The organism is Aminobacter aminovorans, from assembly GCF_900445235.1.
GTDB classification, from domain to species: Bacteria; Pseudomonadota; Alphaproteobacteria; order Rhizobiales; family Rhizobiaceae; genus Aminobacter; species Aminobacter aminovorans.
In genome coordinates, this window is the sequence record NZ_UFSM01000001.1 from 4,749,830 (window position 1) to 4,769,497 (window position 19,668).

23 protein-coding genes are annotated in these 19,668 nt (G+C 62.7%); 13 read left to right on the forward strand and 10 right to left on the reverse strand.

Annotated features, from left to right (window positions below):
- Positions 1 to 112: 112 nt before the first annotated feature.
- From folD to DY201_RS29600, 7 genes are all read left to right on the forward strand, one after another.
- The gene (gene folD, locus DY201_RS23405) at positions 113 to 1,006 is read left to right on the forward strand and encodes a bifunctional methylenetetrahydrofolate dehydrogenase/methenyltetrahydrofolate cyclohydrolase FolD (RefSeq protein WP_115733293.1); all 894 of its coding nucleotides are present in this window, start codon (positions 113 to 115) and stop codon (positions 1,004 to 1,006) included.
- Positions 1,007 to 1,059: 53 nt separating this feature from the next.
- Positions 1,060 to 2,739 (forward strand): formate--tetrahydrofolate ligase, encoded by a 1,680-nt coding sequence (locus DY201_RS23410; RefSeq protein WP_115733294.1) that lies wholly within the window; start codon positions 1,060 to 1,062, stop codon positions 2,737 to 2,739.
- A 298-nt stretch (positions 2,740 to 3,037) separates the two neighbouring features.
- On the forward strand, positions 3,038 to 4,171 hold the full coding sequence (locus DY201_RS23415) for an aminomethyl transferase family protein (protein WP_115733295.1): 1,134 nt from the start codon (positions 3,038 to 3,040) through the stop codon (positions 4,169 to 4,171).
- A gap of 19 nt (positions 4,172 to 4,190) precedes the next feature.
- Positions 4,191 to 4,784, forward strand: coding sequence for a dimethylamine monooxygenase subunit DmmA family protein (locus DY201_RS23420; protein ID WP_165916135.1), 594 nt, complete (start codon positions 4,191 to 4,193; stop codon positions 4,782 to 4,784).
- Positions 4,781 to 5,746, forward strand: a complete 966-nt coding sequence (locus tag DY201_RS23425) for a PDR/VanB family oxidoreductase (protein ID WP_115733297.1) — start codon at positions 4,781 to 4,783, stop codon at positions 5,744 to 5,746. Before DY201_RS23420 ends, DY201_RS23425 begins: the two co-directional genes overlap by 4 nt.
- A 42-nt stretch (positions 5,747 to 5,788) precedes the next feature.
- Positions 5,789 to 6,829 carry a heme-dependent oxidative N-demethylase family protein gene (locus tag DY201_RS23430; protein ID WP_115733298.1) on the forward strand — a complete coding sequence of 347 codons (1,041 nt, stop codon included), beginning with the start codon at positions 5,789 to 5,791 and terminating at the stop codon, positions 6,827 to 6,829.
- A gap of 112 nt (positions 6,830 to 6,941) precedes the next feature.
- Positions 6,942 to 7,118 carry a hypothetical protein gene (locus tag DY201_RS29600; protein WP_245432079.1) on the forward strand — a complete coding sequence of 59 codons (177 nt, stop codon included), beginning with the start codon at positions 6,942 to 6,944 and terminating at the stop codon, positions 7,116 to 7,118.
- Here DY201_RS29600 and DY201_RS23435 read toward each other — a convergent pair whose 3' ends face one another.
- Positions 7,119 to 7,649: a nucleotidyltransferase domain-containing protein gene (locus DY201_RS23435; RefSeq protein WP_245432080.1), complete on the reverse strand. Its 531-nt coding sequence runs from the start codon at positions 7,647 to 7,649 to the stop codon at positions 7,119 to 7,121.
- Positions 7,650 to 7,712: 63 nt separating this feature from the next.
- The gene (locus DY201_RS23440; RefSeq protein WP_115733299.1) at positions 7,713 to 8,396 is read right to left on the reverse strand and encodes a helix-turn-helix domain-containing protein; all 684 of its coding nucleotides are present in this window, start codon (positions 8,394 to 8,396) and stop codon (positions 7,713 to 7,715) included.
- Between the two features lie 336 nt (positions 8,397 to 8,732).
- On the opposite strand from DY201_RS23440, the gene DY201_RS23445 reads away from it, so the two are divergent.
- Positions 8,733 to 9,332, forward strand: coding sequence for a hypothetical protein (locus tag DY201_RS23445; protein WP_115733300.1), 600 nt, complete (start codon positions 8,733 to 8,735; stop codon positions 9,330 to 9,332).
- Positions 9,333 to 9,369: 37 nt separating this feature from the next.
- On the opposite strand, the gene DY201_RS23450 is transcribed toward DY201_RS23445, so the two are convergent.
- From DY201_RS23450 to DY201_RS23480, 7 genes are all read right to left on the reverse strand, one after another.
- On the reverse strand, positions 9,370 to 10,290 hold the full coding sequence (locus tag DY201_RS23450) for a sugar kinase (protein WP_115733301.1): 921 nt from the start codon (positions 10,288 to 10,290) through the stop codon (positions 9,370 to 9,372).
- Positions 10,291 to 10,323: 33 nt separating this feature from the next.
- Positions 10,324 to 11,145, reverse strand: a complete 822-nt coding sequence (locus DY201_RS23455) for an IclR family transcriptional regulator (RefSeq protein ID WP_115733302.1) — start codon at positions 11,143 to 11,145, stop codon at positions 10,324 to 10,326.
- A 42-nt stretch (positions 11,146 to 11,187) separates the two neighbouring features.
- On the reverse strand, positions 11,188 to 11,571 hold the full coding sequence (locus DY201_RS23460; protein ID WP_067965357.1) for a RidA family protein: 384 nt from the start codon (positions 11,569 to 11,571) through the stop codon (positions 11,188 to 11,190).
- A gap of 16 nt (positions 11,572 to 11,587) precedes the next feature.
- Positions 11,588 to 12,358: an amino acid ABC transporter ATP-binding protein gene (locus tag DY201_RS23465; RefSeq protein WP_115733303.1), complete on the reverse strand. Its 771-nt coding sequence runs from the start codon at positions 12,356 to 12,358 to the stop codon at positions 11,588 to 11,590.
- A 10-nt stretch (positions 12,359 to 12,368) separates the two neighbouring features.
- Positions 12,369 to 13,031, reverse strand: a complete 663-nt coding sequence (locus DY201_RS23470; protein WP_115733304.1) for an amino acid ABC transporter permease — start codon at positions 13,029 to 13,031, stop codon at positions 12,369 to 12,371.
- Positions 13,032 to 13,036: 5 nt separating this feature from the next.
- The gene (locus DY201_RS23475) at positions 13,037 to 13,699 is read right to left on the reverse strand and encodes an amino acid ABC transporter permease (protein ID WP_115733305.1); all 663 of its coding nucleotides are present in this window, start codon (positions 13,697 to 13,699) and stop codon (positions 13,037 to 13,039) included.
- Positions 13,700 to 13,772: 73 nt separating this feature from the next.
- Positions 13,773 to 14,612, reverse strand: a complete 840-nt coding sequence (locus DY201_RS23480; protein ID WP_115733306.1) for a transporter substrate-binding protein — start codon at positions 14,610 to 14,612, stop codon at positions 13,773 to 13,775.
- A 158-nt stretch (positions 14,613 to 14,770) separates the two neighbouring features.
- Here DY201_RS23480 and DY201_RS23485 point away from each other — a divergent pair, with 158 nt between their 5' ends.
- A complete protein-coding gene (locus tag DY201_RS23485; protein ID WP_115733958.1) occupies positions 14,771 to 15,829 on the forward strand; it encodes a D-TA family PLP-dependent enzyme in 1,059 nt (352 codons plus the stop codon).
- A 72-nt stretch (positions 15,830 to 15,901) separates the two neighbouring features.
- Here DY201_RS23485 and DY201_RS23490 read toward each other — a convergent pair whose 3' ends face one another.
- Positions 15,902 to 16,351: a universal stress protein gene (locus DY201_RS23490; protein ID WP_115733307.1), complete on the reverse strand. Its 450-nt coding sequence runs from the start codon at positions 16,349 to 16,351 to the stop codon at positions 15,902 to 15,904.
- A gap of 222 nt (positions 16,352 to 16,573) precedes the next feature.
- Here DY201_RS23490 and DY201_RS23495 point away from each other — a divergent pair, with 222 nt between their 5' ends.
- From DY201_RS23495 to DY201_RS23510, 4 genes are read left to right on the forward strand one after another with little or no spacing between them, the layout of a single operon-like run.
- Entirely contained in the window at positions 16,574 to 17,626 is a 1,053-nt protein-coding gene (locus DY201_RS23495) for an iron ABC transporter substrate-binding protein (RefSeq protein WP_245432081.1), read from the forward strand.
- A gap of 22 nt (positions 17,627 to 17,648) precedes the next feature.
- A complete protein-coding gene (locus tag DY201_RS23500) occupies positions 17,649 to 18,680 on the forward strand; it encodes a FecCD family ABC transporter permease (RefSeq protein WP_115733309.1) in 1,032 nt (343 codons plus the stop codon).
- Positions 18,677 to 19,465, forward strand: coding sequence for an ABC transporter ATP-binding protein (locus tag DY201_RS23505; RefSeq protein WP_115733310.1), 789 nt, complete (start codon positions 18,677 to 18,679; stop codon positions 19,463 to 19,465). Before DY201_RS23500 ends, DY201_RS23505 begins: the two co-directional genes overlap by 4 nt.
- Positions 19,462 to 19,668, forward strand: coding sequence for a TOBE domain-containing protein (locus tag DY201_RS23510; protein ID WP_115733311.1), 207 nt, complete (start codon positions 19,462 to 19,464; stop codon positions 19,666 to 19,668). The genes DY201_RS23505 and DY201_RS23510 overlap by 4 nt, the downstream gene beginning before the upstream one ends.

Consider the following 19,668-nt stretch of genomic DNA (forward strand, 5'->3'; position numbering starts at 1 on the left):
TTCAGACGGGAAAATTCAGCGCAAAAAGCTGTCCGGATGGTGTAATCCGGGGCTGGAACCGATGGCTTGCGCCATAGGATCGCACGCGCGCGCCTGGGAGGAATGACACAGCATGACGACGGTAATCGATGGCAAGGCAGTTGCCGCCGATGTGGTGACGAAGGTCCGGATTGCAGCCGAAAAGCTGATCGCCGAGACCGGTGTCGTTCCCGGCATCGCAGTGGTCATCGTTGGCCACGACCCGGCAAGCCAGGTCTATGTCGCTTCCAAGGGCAAGAAGGCCAAGGAATGCGGCTTCCACTCTGTCGAGCACGCGCTGCCGTCCGACACGTCGGAAGCCGATCTTGTCGCCCTGGTGCAGAAGCTCAACGCCGACCCCAAGATCCACGGTATCCTCGTCCAGCTGCCCCTGCCCGACCATATCGACGCCGGCAAGATCATCCAGACGATCTCGGCCGACAAGGACGTCGACGGCTTCCATTTCACCAATGTCGGCAAGCTCGGCACCGGCGAACTCGACACTGCCTTCGTGCCCTGCACGCCGGCCGGCTCGATGCTGCTGATCGAGCGTGCGCTTGGCCGTGACCTGTCGGGGTTGAATGCCGTCGTCGTCGGCCGCTCCAACATCGTCGGCAAGCCGATGGCCAACCTTCTGCTCAACGCCAACGCCACCGTTACCGTCGCCCACAGCCGGACCAAGGATCTACCGGCGCTGTGCCGCAGTGCCGACATCCTCGTCGCTGCCGTCGGCCGTCCTGAAATGATCAAGGGCGACTGGGTCAAGCCGGGTGCCACCGTCATCGACGTCGGTATCAACCGCCTAGAGGGCGGCGCCAACGGCAAGTCGAAACTCGTCGGCGACGTCGACTATGACAGCGCCGCAGAGCAGGCAGGCGCAATCACACCCGTGCCGGGCGGCGTCGGGCCGATGACGATTGCACTTCTGATGGCCAATACGGTCGTCTCGGCCTTCCGTGCGGCAGGCCAGTCAGCACCACGTTTTTAATCTGGGAGCCCGAGGCTCCGCGGAAATCGAACCAAACTCAAGGGAAGAGAGTCATGGCCGAATTCAAGACCGACATCGAGATCGCCCGCGCGGCGAAGAAGAAGCAGATCCAGGAGGTCGGCGCCAAGATCGGCATTCCGACCGAGCATTTGCTGCCTTATGGCCACGACAAGGCGAAGATCTCGGCCGAGTTCATTGCCAATGCGCGCAAGAACAAGGACGGCAAGCTGATCCTGGTCACCGCGATCAACCCGACGCCGGCCGGCGAAGGCAAGACCACCACCACGGTCGGCCTCGGTGACGGCCTCAACCGCATCGGCAAGAAGGCCATCGTCTGTATCCGTGAAGCGTCGCTTGGGCCGAACTTCGGCGTCAAGGGCGGTGCCGCCGGTGGCGGTTATGCCCAGGTCGTGCCGATGGAGGACATGAACCTCCACTTCACCGGCGACTTCCACGCCATCACCACCGCGCACAACCTTCTGTCGGCGCTGATCGACAACCACATCTACTGGGGCAACGAACTCGGCATCGACACCCGCCGCGTCGTCTGGCGCCGGGTGATGGACATGAACGACCGGGCGCTGCGCCAGATCAACTGCTCGCTCGGCGGCGTCGCCAACGGCTTTCCGCGTGAAGCCGGCTTCGACATCACGGTCGCTTCCGAAGTCATGGCGATCCTGTGCCTGGCCACCGATCTGAAAGATCTCGAAAAGCGCCTGGGCGACATCATCGTTGCCTATCGCCGCGACAAGACGGCCGTCTATGCCCGCGACCTCAAGGCCGATGGCGCCATGGCCGTGCTGCTCAAGGACGCGGTCCAGCCGAACCTGGTGCAGACGCTGGAAAACAACCCGGCCTTCGTCCATGGCGGCCCGTTCGCCAACATCGCCCATGGCTGCAACTCGGTGGTCGCCACCACCACCGCATTGAAGCTCGCCGACTATGTCGTCACCGAAGCCGGTTTCGGCGCTGATCTCGGTGCCGAGAAGTTCTTCGACATCAAGTGCCGCAAGGCGGGCCTCAAGCCGGCAGCCGCCGTCATCGTCGCCACCGTGCGCGCCATGAAGATGAATGGCGGCGTCAAGAAGGAAGAGCTCGGCAAGGAGAATGTCGATGCGGTGAAGAAGGGCTGCGCCAACCTTGGCCGCCACATCGAGAACGTCAAGCAGTTCGGCGTGCCGGTCGTGGTGGCGATGAACCACTTCGTCTCCGACACCGACGCCGAGATCGCGGCGATGAAGGACTATGTCGCCTCGATGGGTGCCGAAGCGATCCTGTGCAAGCACTGGGCCAAGGGTTCGGCCGGCATCGAGGAACTCGCCCACAAGGTGGTGCAGCTCGCCGAAAGCGGCGCCTCGCAGTTCTCGCCGCTCTACCCCGACGACATGAAGCTGTTCGACAAGATCGACACCATCGTCAAGCGCATCTACCGCGGCTCGGAGGCGATCGCCGACAAGTCGGTGCGCGACCAGCTGCATGCCTGGGAACAGGCGGGCTACGGTCATCTGCCGGTGTGCATGGCCAAGACGCAGTACTCGTTCTCGACCGACCCCAACCTCAGGGGCGCACCTGTCGACCACGTCGTGCCGGTGCGTGAAGTGCGCCTGGCAGCAGGTGCCGGCTTCATCGTCGCCATCTGCGGTGAGATCATGACAATGCCCGGACTGCCCAAGGCACCGTCATCCGAGAAGATCTTCCTCAACGAACACGGCCAGATCGAAGGACTGTTCTGAGGCGAAACCTCTCTCCCAAGGCGCTCCAATCCACCCCTCCTGTCCCCCAGGCCCGGAGCGCCCTTTCAAGGCCTGGCACCTCATGTGCCAGGCTTTTTTTTGCCTGCTTCCGGGCCATGCCCTGCCGGCGCGGCTCGTCCATGCCCGACACTCCCGTGAAAGGCAAAATGTTGCCTAGCAGTAAAAATTCTTGCACTTGGATATTGCCCTAGAGGCAAATTTGGGTTCAAATGTCCCCAACAAATGACCGCCTCAAGGCAAGACCGCGGGCGGGGAACTATATGGAGGAGTACCTGAAATGACAGCTTCATGGCGTTTTTCGACGTTGGCCGACCGCCACCGCGCACTGGGTTCCAAACTGGAAGACTGGAGCGGCATGGGCACGGCCTGGAGCTATGACAAGGACGCCGACGAGGAGTATGTGGCGATCCGTACCAAGGCCGGCCTGATGGACGTTTCTGGCCTCAAGAAAGTGCACATAACAGGCGCGCACGCCTCGCACCTGATCGACCTCTGCACCACCCGCGACGTCGAGAAGATCTATCCCGGAAAGTCGGTCTATGCCTGCATGCTGAACGATGCCGGCAAGTTCACCGACGACTGCGTCATCTACCGCATCTCGACCAACTCCTGGATGGTCGTGCACGGCTCGGGATCGGGCCACGAGGAGCTGACCCGCGCCTCGATCGGCCGCGACGTCTCGGTACGCTTCGACGACAATCTGCACGACCTGTCGCTGCAGGGCCCGCTCGCCGTCGACTATCTTGCCAAGCACGTGCCCGGCATCCGCGACCTCAACTACTTCCACCACATGCAGACCCAGCTGTTCGGCCTGCCTGTCATGATCTCGCGCACCGGCTACACCGGCGAACGCGGCTACGAAATCTTCTGCCGCGGCCAGGATGCCGGCAAGATCTGGGACACCATCGTCGAGGAAGGCAAGTCGATGGGCATCATCCCGACGCGCTTCACCACGCTCGACATGCTGCGCGTCGAGAGCTACCTTCTGTTCTACCCGTATGACAACTCGCAGAAGTACCCGTTCGCGAACGAAGGCCCTGGCGACACGTTGTGGGAACTTGGTCTCGACTTCACCGTCAGCCCCGGCAAGACCGGCTTCCGCGGTGCCGAAGAGCACTATCGCCTCAAGGGCAAGGAACGCTTCAAGATCTTCGGCGTACTGCTCGACAGCGACAAGCCAGCTGACGAAGGCGCCGAGATTTATCGCGACGGCAAGAAGGTCGGTGTCGTGACCTGCGCGATGTATTCACCGCTGGTCAAGAAGTCGATGGGCATCGCTCGCCTTGACGTCGACTGCGCCATCGTCGGAACGCCGCTGGAAATCCGCAACGCCAGCGGTACGGTCAAGGCAACGGCGCAGTCGCTGCCGTTCGACGACCCGAAGAAGCTGAAGCGGACGGCAAAGGGCTGAGACCTTGGACAGTGCACCGGTGAAGACGATCCTCAGTCGCCCGGTCTACGGAACATTGTCACCGCAGGCCGGCAAGAGCCACCTTCTGATTGCGGACGCCGAAGGGGCGTCCGCGATCCTGGACCTGGCGAAGAAGGCTCCAGAGGACTTCTTCGCCAATGCACATATCATGTTCATACCGGGCCGGACCGGAGACAGCTTTCAGGCATCGCTGAAGGCGTTGAAGCCGGCCCAGTATTATGAAGGCCCGACGGTAGCGGCGGCATTGCCGCGGCTCAATTGGACACTTGCCAACGCCCATATGGGCCTGCGCATGTATCTCGCCGGGACCGAAGGCCTTATCGGCCAGATGATGCAGGCGGCAATCGAAGCCGGCATTGAACCTGCCTCGATCCAGACCGAGCACCGCGGCTCGTGGGCGCGCCGCGTACAGTGCGTGCATTGCAAGGGCATCACCGAGAACGTCACCACCCAGCCGGTCACCTGCTCGCATTGCGGCCTGCTGCTTCTGGTGCGTGACCACTATTCCAAGCGCCATGCCGCCTTCCAGGGCGTCTGCATCAATGCCGAGGATCCGACCGAGATCCCTCAGACAGAGGAGATTTTCCGGTGAGCGCGGGAACAAACAAGCTGAACGTCACCGTGACCGAGGTGGTCGCGGTCAATGAACTGGTCAAGCGTTTCCACTTCGAGCGCACCGACGGCGGCAACCTGCCGACCTTTTCAGGCGGCGCCCATGTCGTCGTCGAAATGCGCGACGGCGACATCACCAGGCTCAACCCCTATTCGCTGATGAGCTCGCCGCTCGCCACACGCGACTACACGATTTCGGTGCGCCGCGACGACGTCGGCCGCGGCGGCTCGCTGTTCATGCACAACCGCGTCAAGCGCGGCAGCGAAATGGTCATCAGCTACCCGGTGAACCTGTTTTCGCTGGACCTGCGCGCCAGGAAGCACCTGATGATCGCCGGCGGCATCGGCATTACGCCGTTCCTTGCACAGACAGCCCAACTCGCCTCGGCGGGCGGCAATTTCGAGCTGCACTACACCTGCCGCTCCGAGGCTCTCGGCAGCTACACCGAGGTGCTGCGCGAACGCTACGGCAACAGGGTCAACCTCTATTACGACGAGCACAACGAGCGCATTCCGCTCGACCGCCTGCTCGCTACGCAGCCGCTGGGCACGCATATCTATGTCTGCGGCCCAGCCGGCATGATCAAATGGGTGCGCGACACCGCTGTCGCTCATGGCTGGCCGGAAGACTCGGTGCACTACGAACATTTCGCAGCGCCGCAGCCGGGCACGCCGTTTGACGTCAAGCTGGCAGTCAGCGGCCTGGAAATCCGGGTCGGCGAGCAACAGAGCCTGCTCGAGGCGATCGAGGCTGCAGGCGTCGATCCGCCCTATCTCTGCCGCGGCGGCGTCTGCGGCCAGTGCGAAACCAACGTCATTTCCTATGACGGCACGTTCAAGCACAACGACCATTGGCTGAGCGACGAGGAGCACTGCTCGGGCAAGAAGATCATGCCATGCGTTTCGCGCTTCGAGGGCCGCTCGCTGGTCCTGGAACGGTAGAACATCCCGGAGCGCCTTACGCTCTGGAAGAGGGAGGAATTGATGGGAATTAATTTCAGGAAAGAAACATTCCGCGACGATTTTACCTTCAGGAACAGTCCTGAGAACATCAGGCGGTTTCCCTTCCCCTATCACGAAGACGCCTACATGTACTCGGTCAACATCGAGCCGCACGTGCCCGGGCCGAAGAACAGCGTTTTCGAACATCTGATAGACGTCGACGAGCACTATGTTTCGGAGATGCAGGACCGCGCCATGGTGCTGGCGGAGGATCCGCTGCGCTGCCAGTCCCTGCCGCATATGACGCTAGCCGGCTGGGACCTGCTCGAACTCCTGATGACCGAGAAGGCGGCGAGCTATCCCGAGCACTTCACGTTGACCCGCGATGGCGACCGCTGGCGCTGGATCAACCGGCCGCTCGGCATCGATGACACCTTCACCTTCGGTGACGTCTCCACCTTGCCCTACGGGCCGATGGAGTACATCACCCGTCAGAGCCAGGGCGATTTCGCCATCCTCGACCAGCGGGACAACAACCTGTGGATGGACGCCGGCATGATCACCACGCAGGCGGACTGGTCGCTCGATTTTGACATCGGCATGAACTTCTTCGAGTGGCACGCACCGGTGCCGCTGGCGCATGAGATGGGCGTCTTCACCCGCGCGCTGAAGTTCCTGACCAACATCCAGCAGGGCAAGCCGGCACGTCGGCTGAACTGGACGATGACTATCAATCCGCGGCTCGATACCAGCCCGGAAAACTTCCATAAATGGGGCAGCGACCGCCTGTCGGTGACGCCGGAGAATGTCGGCCAGAAGGTCCATCTGCGCGTCGAGCTGCAGAGCTTCTGGCGACTGCCGCGCTCCAATGCGCTGGTGTTCCCGATCCGCTGCTACCTGCTCAAGATGGATGAACTGGTGACGGTGCCGAAATGGGCACGCCGCTTCCACCGGGTGCTGCGCGACCTGCCGGTCGAGCTCGCCGAATACAAGGGCCTGACCCGTTATCGCCAGACCACCGTCGAGTGGCTGTCGAAATATGACGACGGCGCACCGACGTCGCCCGGCTTCAGCCCGGACTAGCTTTTCGCCCGAAGAAATTGAAATGCCAAACGCCGCGTATCCTTGGGATGCGCGGCGTTTTTGGCTATGCGGGGATGTCGTTATCCTTGGCGTGCCTTGCGGAAGCAGGCGCTTGTCTGCGGTCGCCGGCAAAGAAGGCCCCGCCATTCCGCGACAATTCACTTTCGGCAAGGGCCAGAAGGGTGCTGCCTTGTCCGTTGGATGCGGCGTGGAAAGCCTCGTCGAACGCGACTGCAAGCTCCCTGTCGTGCTGCTGCAGCAAGCGTGGAACCCACTTGCCCTTGCCTGATCAAACGCCTCGTCCCAGCAATGCGAGATCGGCGAGCGGCTGATAGAGGCTGGCCGCAATCGCCAGGATTTCAGGGGCTGTGCGATCGCCGCGCAAGTCATCGACGAGATCCGTGATGATGTAACGAAGCTCCTTGCTTCGCGCGTCGGCCAGCGGGCCGGGCCCTTTCCGCATGCGTTCGGTCGCGTCCTGTTTGAGATGCTGTGCCAGCGCATCGCTATCTCCGACCGGCCGCCCCTCGGCTACCATATGAGCCAGAACGGGGTGGCCGTGGCGCGCATCTTCATCCATAAACCAGGCCAACGTCGAAGGATCATGAGCAAAGGCTTCGACAGGGACGCTCTCCTGAACGAATGACTCCCTCCATGCGGCATCGATGTGGTCGAAGACCACGACCAGATCGATATCCGACGACGTAGTGCCTTGACCGCGCATGATCGAGCCCGCCACAAAGGCGCAAGCTGCCCCCGAAAATCGCTGCTCCACGATTTCGCTGGCGATTTTCAACGCGTTTTCTGCTGATGGCAGCACAGTATTTCCCTTGGTTCGAACCTCGGGAAATAGACGCCCTCCAGAGGTCGATCAAGGGCGCAACTAGTCGCCGCTCGATCCTTGCGGGTAGGAGATGATGGAGAGATAGCGGATCGGCAGCTGCGTCAGCTCTTCCGGGCCATGCGGCGCGTCGGCGTCGAAGAACAGGCTGTCGCCCGGCGTCATGCGATAGAGATTACTGCCGTGCCGGTAAACGACCTCGCCTTCCAGCATATAGAGGAACTCCATGCCCTCGTGCTGGAACATCGGAAACACGTCCGAATCCCCTGACAGCGTGATGAGATAGGGTTCGACGGTCACACCTGCGGTATTCGAGCCGATATGGCCGAGCAGATTGTACTGGTGCCCGGCGCGGGTGCCGCGGCGCTCGACATCGACGCCCTCGCCCGACTTGACGAAGACGGCACTGCGCTCTTCCTCGAAGCGCCGGAAGAACGCCGTCAGCGGCACGCCGAGCGCCCGCGACAACGCCTGCAGCGTGGTCAGCGATGGCGACGTGATGCCGTTCTCGATCTTTGACAGCATGCCGAGCGAAATGTTGGTCATCGCCGCGAGGTCGGCGACGGTGATGCCGAGCTTCTTGCGGAAAGCGCGGACCTCATGCCCAAGCGCCACTTCCAGCACCTTTTCCGGCGTGTCGCGGACAGCGTGCGGATCCTGGTGAAGCGGCGCCGGAGGAGCCTTCATCGATACCGGGGCAGGCGCCTTCTTGCCGTCGGCAGTCATCACGGCTGACAAACGGTCATCTTTCACGCAGCTGCCCCTCGTTGAAAAGCTCTCAAAATGATCAGTTCACCCATGGTAAAATTTCTTTACACAATTTTCAAGGGCCGGCGATCAAACTGCAGGCAAGATGCATAACGAAAAGGCAGGCTGACACGGGAAACCAATCAGCCTTAGAGCCTTGCTAACGCATCAAGGTGAGATCGGCCGGACGGAAGAGGCTCACTGATTTGGCTAGGGCCCTCCCCCCATTCGATTGATTTACAGCGACACCGGAGCGCGCGAGACTCCGCCTCGTGCAATTGCTTGCTGCAACGCACAATCAGTGGAGGAACTGCCATGAGGTCTGCCGGTTTCGCCAGTGGCGCCATCGTCGCCCTGGCTCTCGCCTGGATTGCGAGCCCAACCATCAATGCCGCCCGTGCCGAAGAACCCAGCAAAGCCGAACTCGACGCGGCGCGCCAGGCACTGGAAAAATATAAGGATCCCTATGTCGCTATCCGCGACCTTTATCTATCGACGGTGGGTTGCGTTCACTACACCGGCGAAAAGATCGAAGGGCGGATGGAGTATCCGAAGGGCGCGATGGGCATCCACTTCGTCAATCTCACCGTGAAGGGGCCGCCAGATCCCAGCAAGCCGAATGTGCTGGTCTACGAGCCTGGGACCGACGGCAAGCTCACTCTCGTCGCGGTCGAGTGGCTGGTTCCAATGGACGCCGTAAAGGAACGGCCAACCGTGCTTGGCCAGCCGTTCCAGGGGCCGATGGAAGGCCACGAACCGCTCATTCCCAAGGAGTTCGCCCATTACGACCTGCATGCCTGGCTGTTCAAGGACAATCCTAATGGGATGTTCAGCCCGACGAATCCTGACGTGAAATGCGACGGCTACCCATTCACCCTCCTCGAGGAGCCAACCAAGATGGTGCATCCGCAGTAGGCGGAAGCGCCGTCAGGGATCGTCGCATCCAGGCTGATTACGCGGCCGGCACGCCGAGTTCGGCCCGGTCGACAAGCGCGCCGTGATGGCCGATGACGGCGGCCGCCACGTCGGCGGCCAAGCTTGCTGCCGCGCCATGGTCGCCGGTCGTGAGGTATTTGGCGAGGAAGGCGCCGTTGAAGCTGTCGCCGGCGCCAGTCGTGTCCAGGACTTTTTCCGCCCGCGTGGCAGGCACGAAGGCTCGATCTCCGTCGAAGCTCAGGGTGATACCAGCCGCGCCGTCCTTGACGACGAGCTTGCGCACACCGAGGCCAGTGTAACGCGCGATCGTCGCGTCGACCGAAGCGTCGCCGAAATGCGTTGCTTCATCCTCGAAGCTCGGCATCACCATGCAGGAAACCGTGGCACCATCCGATATGGCGCGACGCATCCTTTCGGCGTCGTCCCACAGACGTGGCCGAATGTTCGGGTCGAAGGCCACCAACTTGCCGTCTGCCTTGGCGCGGCTGAGTTCACCCAGAAGTGTTGCGAGCGCCCCCGGCGCCAGGATCGCCAGCGTGATGCCGGAGAAGAAGACCATCTCCGAGGCGTCGATGGCAGCGCGCAAAGCGGCAGCATCATCGGCAAGCAGCCGTGCCGCCGAAACCGAGCGCCAGTAGGAAAAGCTGCGCTCGCCTTCCCTCAAGTGGATCATGTAGAGGCCGGGCGTGCGCTCCGGCAAACGGCGGATGAAGCCGGTTCCGACCTTAGTGCCTTCAATGAAGGCCAGCATCTCGTCCGAAATCGTGTCGATGCCGACGGCGGAGAAATAGTCGACCGGCCAGGCCTCTGGAAGGAAACTCCTGAGATAATAGGCGGTGTTGAAGGTGTCGCCGGCAAAGCCCTTGCGCATCAGGCCGTCCCCCGCCTGGCGAAGTTCGACCATGCATTCGCCGATCAGGAGTGCGCGTCCGGCCATGAAGGGTATCCAGAATGTTGTATGTTGCGCCGCTTAGCGCCGCCCGACGGCGCGGGCAGCACCCGGCGCGTGCTCGTCGGCGACATGGCCGAGGCGGTTCGACAGGTCGGCTGCCGCATCGAGCAGCGTCTTGAGATAGCTGGCGTGGTTCTTGAGCCCATCCTCGCGCGGCGCCACGAGGCAGAGCGTTGCGATACAGATGTTGTCGGCCTGGTAGACCGGCACGGCGAAGCAGTGGGTGAAGTTCTCAACGGCGCTATTGAAGGTGTAGTAGCCCACCCGTGATGCCTCGCGCACCTCCGCGATGAATTGTGCCGGATCGAGCCACTGGCCATTGGGCAGCTGGAAATCCTCCTTCGGGATGAAGTCGAGGATTTCCTGGTCGCTCATATGGGCTACCAGCAGCCGTCCCGACGCCGTCCAGGCGATGGAGACGGGATCGCCGACATTCGACGAGATGCGGAACGGGCGCAGCCCTTCCTTCATCTGGGCGACGGTGTACTTGTTGCCCTCGAGCAAACACATCTGCGCCGTCTCGCGCGTCTCCTCGGCGATGTGCGTCAGCAGCTTGTCGCATTCGCGCATCAGGTCGAACTGCTCGGCATAGGCCATGCCCAAGAAATAGAGCTTGCGGCCGAGGAAGACGCGGCCGTCCTCACCCCGATATTCGAGCACGCCCTGACGCATCAGAAGATTGACCAGTTCATAGACGGACGAACGTGGTGCGCCGATGCCCGACGCGATTTCGTTTGGGCGCAGCGGCGTGCGCTTGAGGCGCAAGAAGTTCATGATCTCGAAGGCGCGGTCGAGACCGCGCGCCCGCCTGCTGGTCATGTCGTCGGATACGTCGTCCATGTGCCGCCTCTCCCGGCAGATCGCCGGCAAAACTTCATGCCATCACGGCGCCTTGTAGGCGACGCAGTCGATTTCGACTTTGCAATCGACCATCATACTCGACTGCACGCAAGCACGCGCCGGCGGATGGTCGCCGAAGTACTCGGCATAGACGCCGTTGAACGACCAGAAGTCACGGGGGTCGTCGAGCCAGACGCCGACACGCACGATGTGCTCCAGCCCATAGCCGGCTTCTTCCAGGATGGCGATGACGTTTTCCATCGTCTTGCGCGTCTCGGCGATGATGCCGCCACCGACGATCTCGCCATTCTCCATGGCGACCTGGCCGGAAACGTAGAGCCAGCCATTGGCCTCGACGGCGCGGGCGAAGGGCAGTGCCTGCTTGCCCGCCCCCGTCTGGCCGGTGCCATAGCGCTTGATCGTCATGTCTATTCTCCGAATGCTAGTTGAAGGTTGAGGTCTTGAGGAACTCGGCCAGTCGCTCGGTCTGTGGCTTCAGGAACATCTCGCGCGGATTGCCTTCCTCGCCGATGCGGCCCTGGTTCATGAAGATGACCCGTGACGACACCTCATAGGCGAAGCGCATTTCGTGGGTGACGAGCAGCATGCTCATGCCGTCGCGGGCGAGATCCTTGATGACCTGCAGCACCTCGTTGACCAGTTCGGGGTCGAGCGCCGAGGTGACCTCGTCGAACAACATCAGCTTGGGGTTCATGGCGATGGCACGCGCGATCGCGACGCGCTGCTGCTGGCCGCCGGAGAGCTGGCCGGGGAAACGGTCGCGGCGCTCGGCGAGGCCGACACGGTCGAGCCACTTCTCGGCAACGCTGCGCGCCTCCTCGCGAGACATCTTCTTGACCTTGACCAAGCCGAGCATGACGTTTTCGGCCGCGCTCATATGCGGGAACAGGTTGAACTGCTGGAAGGCCATGCCGGTCATCGCGCGCTGGCGGGCGATTTCCTTTTCCTTCTTGCGCCGACGCGTGCCGCCTGCGGTGTCATAGCCGATCTCTTCGCCGTCGATGCGGATCGAGCCGCCCTGGAATTCTTCCAGCATATTGATGCAGCGGAGCATCGTCGTCTTGCCCGAGCCGGACGAGCCGATGATCGAGATGACGTCACCCTGGGCCATGGTGCAGTCGACGCCCTTGAGCACTTCGACTTCGCCGTAGCGCTTGTGCAGGTCGCGGATTTCGAGAAGGTTGCCGGTCATTCTTGCGGCCTCACGAGGGGATCGAGGTTTTGCGTTCAACGTAGCGGCCGAAACGCTCGATGCCGTAGTTGACGACGAAATAGAGGAAGCCTGCGAAGAAATAGAATTCGAGGCTCATGAAGGTGCGCGAGATCAGCTCCTGCGTCCTGAGCAAAAGCTCGGCCACACCGATGATGGACAGCAGCGTCGAGGCCTTGACCATCTCGGCGGCGGTATTGACCCAGGCCGGCAGCACTTGGCGCAGCGCCTGCGGCCCGAGCACATAGGCGAAGGTCTGCGGGAAGGTCAGGCCGATCGCCTTGGCCGCCTCGGTCTGACCCCTGGGGATCGACTGCAGCGCGCCGCGCACGATCTCGCCGACATGCGACGAACAGAATACCGCAAGCGCCAGCACGCCGGCCTGGAACGGGCCGAGGTCGATGCCGATGGTGCCGAGCACATAGTAGCTCGCCAGAACCAGCACCAGCACCGGGGTGCCGCGGATGAAATCGGTGTAGCCGCGCACCAGCCAGCGCAGCGGCCTGTTGCCATAGGTGAGCGCAAGCCCGACGCCGATGCCCAAGATGGTGCCGACGAGGATCGCCAGGACCGAGATGGAGACGGTGACGCCGATGCCCTTGAGGATCGGGATGCGGGCCAGCCACAGCGTTTCGAAGAATGTCACGAGTTCCATGGCGTTCACCGGGGAATGGACATGCGCCGCTCAAGCCTGCGCAGCAGGGCTGCGAGCACCGAGCAGGTAGCGACATAGAGACAGCTGGCGACGATCCAGGTCTCGATGACACGGAAGGTCTCGACGTTGATCTTGCGCGCCTCGAAGGTCAGCTCCGGCACGGCTATCGCCGCTGCCAGCGAGGTGTCCTTGAACAGCGAGATCAGCGTGCTCGACAGCGATGGCAACACGTTGCGCAGCATCAGCGGCATGACGATCGAGCTGCGGATCTGCGACTGCGTCAAGCCGATGGCGAGGCCGGCCTCCTTCAGACCATTGGGCACGGCGAGCAGGCCGCCACGAAACACTTCGGCGAGATAGGCGCCGGAGTAGAGCGCCAGCGTCGCGACGAAGCTTTCGATCTTGCCGAGCCGGATGCCAAGCTGCGGCAGCGCGAAGAAGGTGAACAGCACCAGCACCAGGATCGGTGTGTTGCGGATGATGGTGACGTAGATGCGCGCAGGGTGGCGCAATGCCCCCTGATTCGACAACAGGCCGAAGGCGGTGATGAGCCCGAGCACGCAGCCGATGGCGATCGCCACGAAGGCGAGCGCCAGGCTCAGCCCGAGGCCCCAGAGCAACTGGTCGAAACTGCGCCAGACCGCCGAGAAATTGAGCGTGTAACCCATGGTGCCGTCAGGTTCCGGTCAGAAGTGTTGGCGCGGCCGCATGTGCCAGGGGGCCGCGCCACTATTGGCGAGCCTACTTGTACTCGACCGGGAAGCCGATCTGCGGCGGAGCGAGCTCCTTGCCGAACCACGTCTTGTAGGAATTGGCATAGAAGTCGAACTCGACGCCGGTCATCGCTTCATGCAGCGCGGTGTTGACGAAGTTCAGCCAGTCCTGGTCGCCGCGCTTGACGCCGCAGGCATAGGTCTGAGGATTCCAGCCGTAGCCGGCATCCTTGTAGCGGTCTGGGTTCTGCTTCATGTACCAGGCCAGCGAAGACTGGTCGGTGGCAACCGCATCGGCGCGGCCCGATTCCAGCGCCTGGTAGATCAGATCGACGGATTCATACTGGTCGACCTTGGCCTCCGGCAGCGCGGCATGCACCATCGCCTCGGCATAGACGTTCTGCAGCACCGAGATGGTGACGCCCGAGCCGGCGCCCTTGAGCGCGGCATAGTCGGCATATTTGCTGTCGCCCTTCAGCATCAGGCCGACGCCCTCGCGGTAGTAGGGAATGGTGAAGGCGATCTGCTGGGCGCGTTCGCCCGTCACCGTCATGAACTGGCAGGTCAGGTCGACCTTGTCGGTGGTGATGTTGGGGATGCGGGCATCCGACGACTGGTTGACGTATTCGATCTTGTCGGGATCCCCGAACAGCGCCTTGGCGACGATGCGACCCATGTCGACGTCGAAGCCCTGGAGCTTGTCGTCGGCACTCTTGAAGTGCCAGGGTGCGTTGGTGCTGCCGGTGCCCATGACCAAATGGCCACGCGCCAGAACCTCATCGAGCCTGCTCTGCTTTTCCTGTGCGCCGGCAGGCATTGCCGCCATCAGCGCGAGCGCGGCGACGGCCGCGGAAAGTGCGATCTTCATTTCGCCGTTCCTCCCAAAACAATTTTCCCAATTCAATGTCCGCTATTTTGGACATGTGTCCTCAATATCGGATTGACGTATAAAGCTCCGCGCGGCATTGTTTGTCAAGCGCGGCACAGGCAAGGTCCGCGGTGTCCGCATGATTGGAAGGCAAGGCCATGTTCGACAGGATCCAGACTCCCGCCGTGTTGGTGGATATCGATGTGGCAAAGCGGAACATCGAACGTTTCCAGGCCTATGCCGACAGACACGGCCTCAAGGTCCGCCCGCACATCAAGACGCACAAGCTGCCGGCCATCGCCGAAATGCAGCTCGACGCGGGCGCGGTCGGCATCACCTGCCAGAAGGTTTCGGAAGCAGAAGCAATGGTCGCCGGCAGCAAGCGGCTGGACGACGTGCTGATCACCTACAACATCCTTGGCGACGACAAGGTGCAAGCGCTCGCGGCGCTCGCCCGCACGATCAAGCTGGCGGTGGTTGCTGACAGTACCACCGTGATCGACGGGCTTTCGGCCGCCTTTGCGGCAGCCGGCGTGACACTCAATGTCTTCGTCGAATGCAACACCGGCGCCGACCGCTGCGGCGTCGGCACGCCTGAGGAGGCGGCCGTGCTGGCCGCCCGGATCGATGCGGTTCCAGGCCTGCATTTCGCTGGCCTGATGACCTATCCGCCCGTCGGCGGCGCTGCGGGCGTGCAGGCCTTCATGACCGAGGCCAAGGCACTGATCGAAGCCAGGGGCATTGCCGTTCCTGCTATCACTTCGGGCGGCACACCCGACATGATGAAGGCGCATCTGGCGCCGATCGCCACCGAATTCCGCCCCGGCACATATGTCTACAACGATCGTTCGCTCGTCGCCCGCGGCGTCACCAGTTGGGACGACTGCGCACTCACGGTGCTCGCAACCGTCGTCTCGGTGCCTGCCCCCAACCGCGCCATCATCGACGCCGGCTCGAAGACGCTGACATCCGACCTGCTCGGCCTCGTCGGCCACGGCCATGTGCTCGGCCGCCCCGACATCTCGATCGACCAGCTGTCGGAAGAGCACGGCCGCCTGCGTTGCGAGAGCGACATCAACCTCGCGGTCGGCCAGCGCATCCGGATCGTGCCCAACCACGCCTGCGTTGTCACCAACATGGTCGACGGCGTCTATGTCTACGGCAAGGACAAGGCGCCGGAGCTTTGGCCGGTGCCGGCGCGCGGCAAGATCGTGTGAGCCGCGCCATCCAATCGAGAAGGGTCTCGCCGACGCCGGTCAGGGAGGCCTTCTTGTTTCCGGTCGAATTGTTTAGCGGACGACCAGCACCGGCACCTTGCTATTGGTCAACACATCGACGGTCTGGCTACCGAGTATCAGTCGCCCCAATCCACGGCGGCCATGCGAGGCCATGACGATCAGGTCGCAGCCTCGTTCCTGGGCAAGCTGGTTGATCGCCTCTGCCGCCCACGTCTCCTCCACATGCACGGTATCGGCATTGACGCCAAGCCCGTCGGCCTGGGCTTTGGCGGCGGTCAGCACCTTGGCACCATATTCCTCGCCTGACTTCTGGTAGGAAACGATGTCCTCGGCGGTCGCCACCGGGCCGTACATGCCGGCGGAGGCGAAGATCGGCGCCGGCTCGGTCACGTTCATGACCGTTACCTTGGCGCCGATACCCTTGGCCAGGCTCAAGCCATGGTCGAGCCCCTTCTGAGCAAGCTCCGAGCCGTCGGTGGCAATGAGGACGTGGGTGTACATGGATTTCTCTCCTTGGCTCGCCGCACCCCCAGGAGTTTCGGCGCAATCTGTGACCACCAGCCTTTCCGACCGGCGCCCACGGGTCAAGGCGAAGGCCTTGAAATCGGCTGGCACAGCCGCACAAAACCCTTGACCGTTATATTCGGTCAAACATAACAATGCGCCGCTGGTCATATTGGCATGTATATATCCAAACCCATTGTTCAATCCGAGATCGACAGCATGAGACGCCGCAACCTCTTGATTTCATTCCTGGCAGCCGCCACCGCCCTGGTAGCCTCAGCCTCGCTCGCTTCCGCTGAGCAGCGCGTCTTTACCGACGCCGCGGGCCGCGAGGTGGCGCTGCCCGAGAAGATCACCCGCGTCATGGCCGCCGGCCCGCCCGCCTCGGTGTTGCTCTATTCGGTCGCGCCCGAGCGCATGGTCGGCTGGGTGCGCGAGTTCAAGGACGACGAGAATGCATTTATCGCAGCGCCTTACCGCGACCTGCCCGTCCATGGACGCCTCACCGGCAAGGGCGATACCGCCAATATGGAGGCCGTGCTGGCGATGAAACCCGACATCATCCTCGATGTCGGCACCGTCAACCCAACCTACGCTTCGCTCGCCGACAAGGTGCAGGAGCAGACCGGCATTCCATATGTGCTGATCGACGGCAGCTTCGCCAACACGCCGAAGTCGCTGCGCGAGATCGGCGAACTCCTGGGCGAAAAGGAGCAGGCCGAGAAGCTCGCCGCCTTCACCGAGGCTGCGATGCAGCGGCTCGACAAGGTCGTCGCCGAGGTGCCGGCCGACCAGCGTCCGCGCGTCTATTACGGCCGCGGCCCAGACGGGCTGGAGACGGGCCTCGCCGGGTCGATCAACATGGAGGTGCTGTCCGCCGTCGGCGCAACCAATGTCGCCGAAGCAGCCGGCAAAGGCTCGCTCGCCAATGTCTCGCTCGAACAGATCCTGTCCTGGAACCCCGACGTCATCCTGACGCTCAGCCCGAAGTTCCAGAAATCGGTGCTGTCGGATCCGTCATGGGCCGGCATCAAGGCGGTGAAGGACGGACGGGTGTTTCGCGCACCTGCCCTGCCCTTCGGCTGGTTCGACGCACCTCCCGGCGTCAACCGCGCCATCGGCGTATCCTGGCTCACCTCCGCACTCTACCCCGGCAAGGCCGAAGTCGACCTGAAGGTCGAAACCCGCGACTTCTACAAGCTGTTCTATCATGTCGATCTCACCGACGAGCAACTCGGCAAGCTGCTTGCCGACACCGGCCCGAAGACATGAGCTTCGAGCGGAAGCCGAGCACTTGCAGCAGCAGCTAAAAACCCAGCGCGCCGGGCCGGTCGTCATCGGCGCGCTGGCCGCGCTGCTCTTTGCCATCATCCTGGTGGCGATCCTGACCGGCAAATATCCGGTGATGACAGGCGACATCTTCGCCGTGGTCATGGCCAAGCTGTCAGGCGGCGAAAGCGGCGTTGCGCCGACGATCGAGACCGTAATCTGGAACGTCCGCCTGCCGCGCGTCGGCGCCGGCCTCCTCGTTGGCGCCTCGCTCGCGGCGGCGGGTGCGGTCTATCAGGGCCTGTTCCGCAACCCGCTGGTTTCCCCTGACATCCTCGGCGTTTCCGCCGGCGCCAGCTGCGGAGCTGTGGTCGGCATTTTCCTGTCGTTGTCGGTGCTCACCATCCAGGGCCTCGCCTTCGCTGGTGGGCTTGCAGCGGTTGCGCTCGTCTATGCCATCGGTTCTATCGTGCGGGAGCGTGACCCGATCCTCGTTTTGGTGCTGGCGGGCGTCGCCATCGGCGCACTGCTTGGCGCCTGCGTGTCGCTGCTCAAGGTGCTGGCCGATCCCTACAACCAGTTGCCGGCCATCACCTTCTGGCTGCTCGGCAGCCTTGCCAGCGTCAACGGTGCCGACCTCGCCTCCATCCTGCCTGCGATTATCATCGCACTGGTACCGATGGTGTTGCTGCGCTGGCGCATGAACCTGATGACGCTCGACGACGAAGAGGCGCGTTCGCTCGGCGTCGAAACCCGCTGGATCCGCATCGTCATCGTCGCCGCCGCAACGTTGATGACCGCCGCCGCCGTTTCAATCTCGGGCATCATCGGCTGGATCGGCCTTCTGGTTCCGCATGTCGCACGCATGTTCGTCGGGCCCGACTTCTCGCGCCTGCTACCTGCCTCGATGCTCATAGGTGCCGCCTACATGGTCGGCGTCGACACGCTCGCGCGCAACATCGCTGCGATCGAGGTCCCGCTCGGCATCCTCACCGCGGCGATAGGCGCGCCCTTCTTCCTCTATCTGCTTTTGACGACCCGGCGAGGCTGGCGATGATGCTTCAGGCAACCGATCTGGCATTCGGCTATGGCCGCGTCACAGTCGGCCAGGACGTCACGCTGTCTGTCGACCGTGGCGAGGTGCTGTGCCTGCTCGGACCCAATGGCTGCGGCAAGACCACATTGTTCAAGACCCTGCTTGGACTGTTGCCGCGCCAGGGCGGCAGCCTCGACCTGAACGGCAAGGACATCTCGACCTTCTCGCGCGCGCAGTTCGCACGCCACATCGCCTATGTGCCGCAGGCGACCGGCGCCTACTTCCCGTTCTCGGTGTTCGACGTCGTCCTGATGGGCCGCGCCAGCCGCATCGACACCTTCGCCTCGCCGACCATGGCCGACCGGGCGATCACCCAGGAAGCACTGGCAGCCCTCGGTATCGGCCACCTCGCCGTCCGCCCCTTCACCGACATCTCAGGCGGCGAAAAGCAGATGACGTTGATCGCCCGTGCGCTCGCCCATGAGCCCGAACTGATCGTGATGGACGAGCCGACGGCCAGCCTCGACTTCGGCAACCAGGCCCGTGTATTGCGCCGTATCTCCACATTGGCTGCTGCCGGCATGGCGGTGGTCATTTCCACCCACGATCCCAGCCATGCCTTTGCCTGCGCCAGCCGCGTCGCGCTGATGCAGGCGGGGACACTGGCCGCCATCGGCAAGCCTGCAGATGTGCTGACACCGCAATCGCTGCAAGCTCTCTATGGCGTCGGCGTTGCAGTGGCCTATCTCGAACAAGCCGGACGCCATGTCTGCACGCCAACCCTCAACGAAAGGAGCACGTCATGAAACTCAGTGCCCGCAACCAGATCAAAGGCAAGATCGTCGAAGTGACCAAGGGCGCGACAACATCGCATGTCCGCATCGACATCGGTGGCGCCGTCGTCACAGCCTCGATCACCAACGAGGCTGTCGACGAACTCAGGCTCGCTGTCGGCAAGGAAGCCTACGCAGTCATCAAGGCCTCCGACGTCATGGTCGCAGTCGACTGA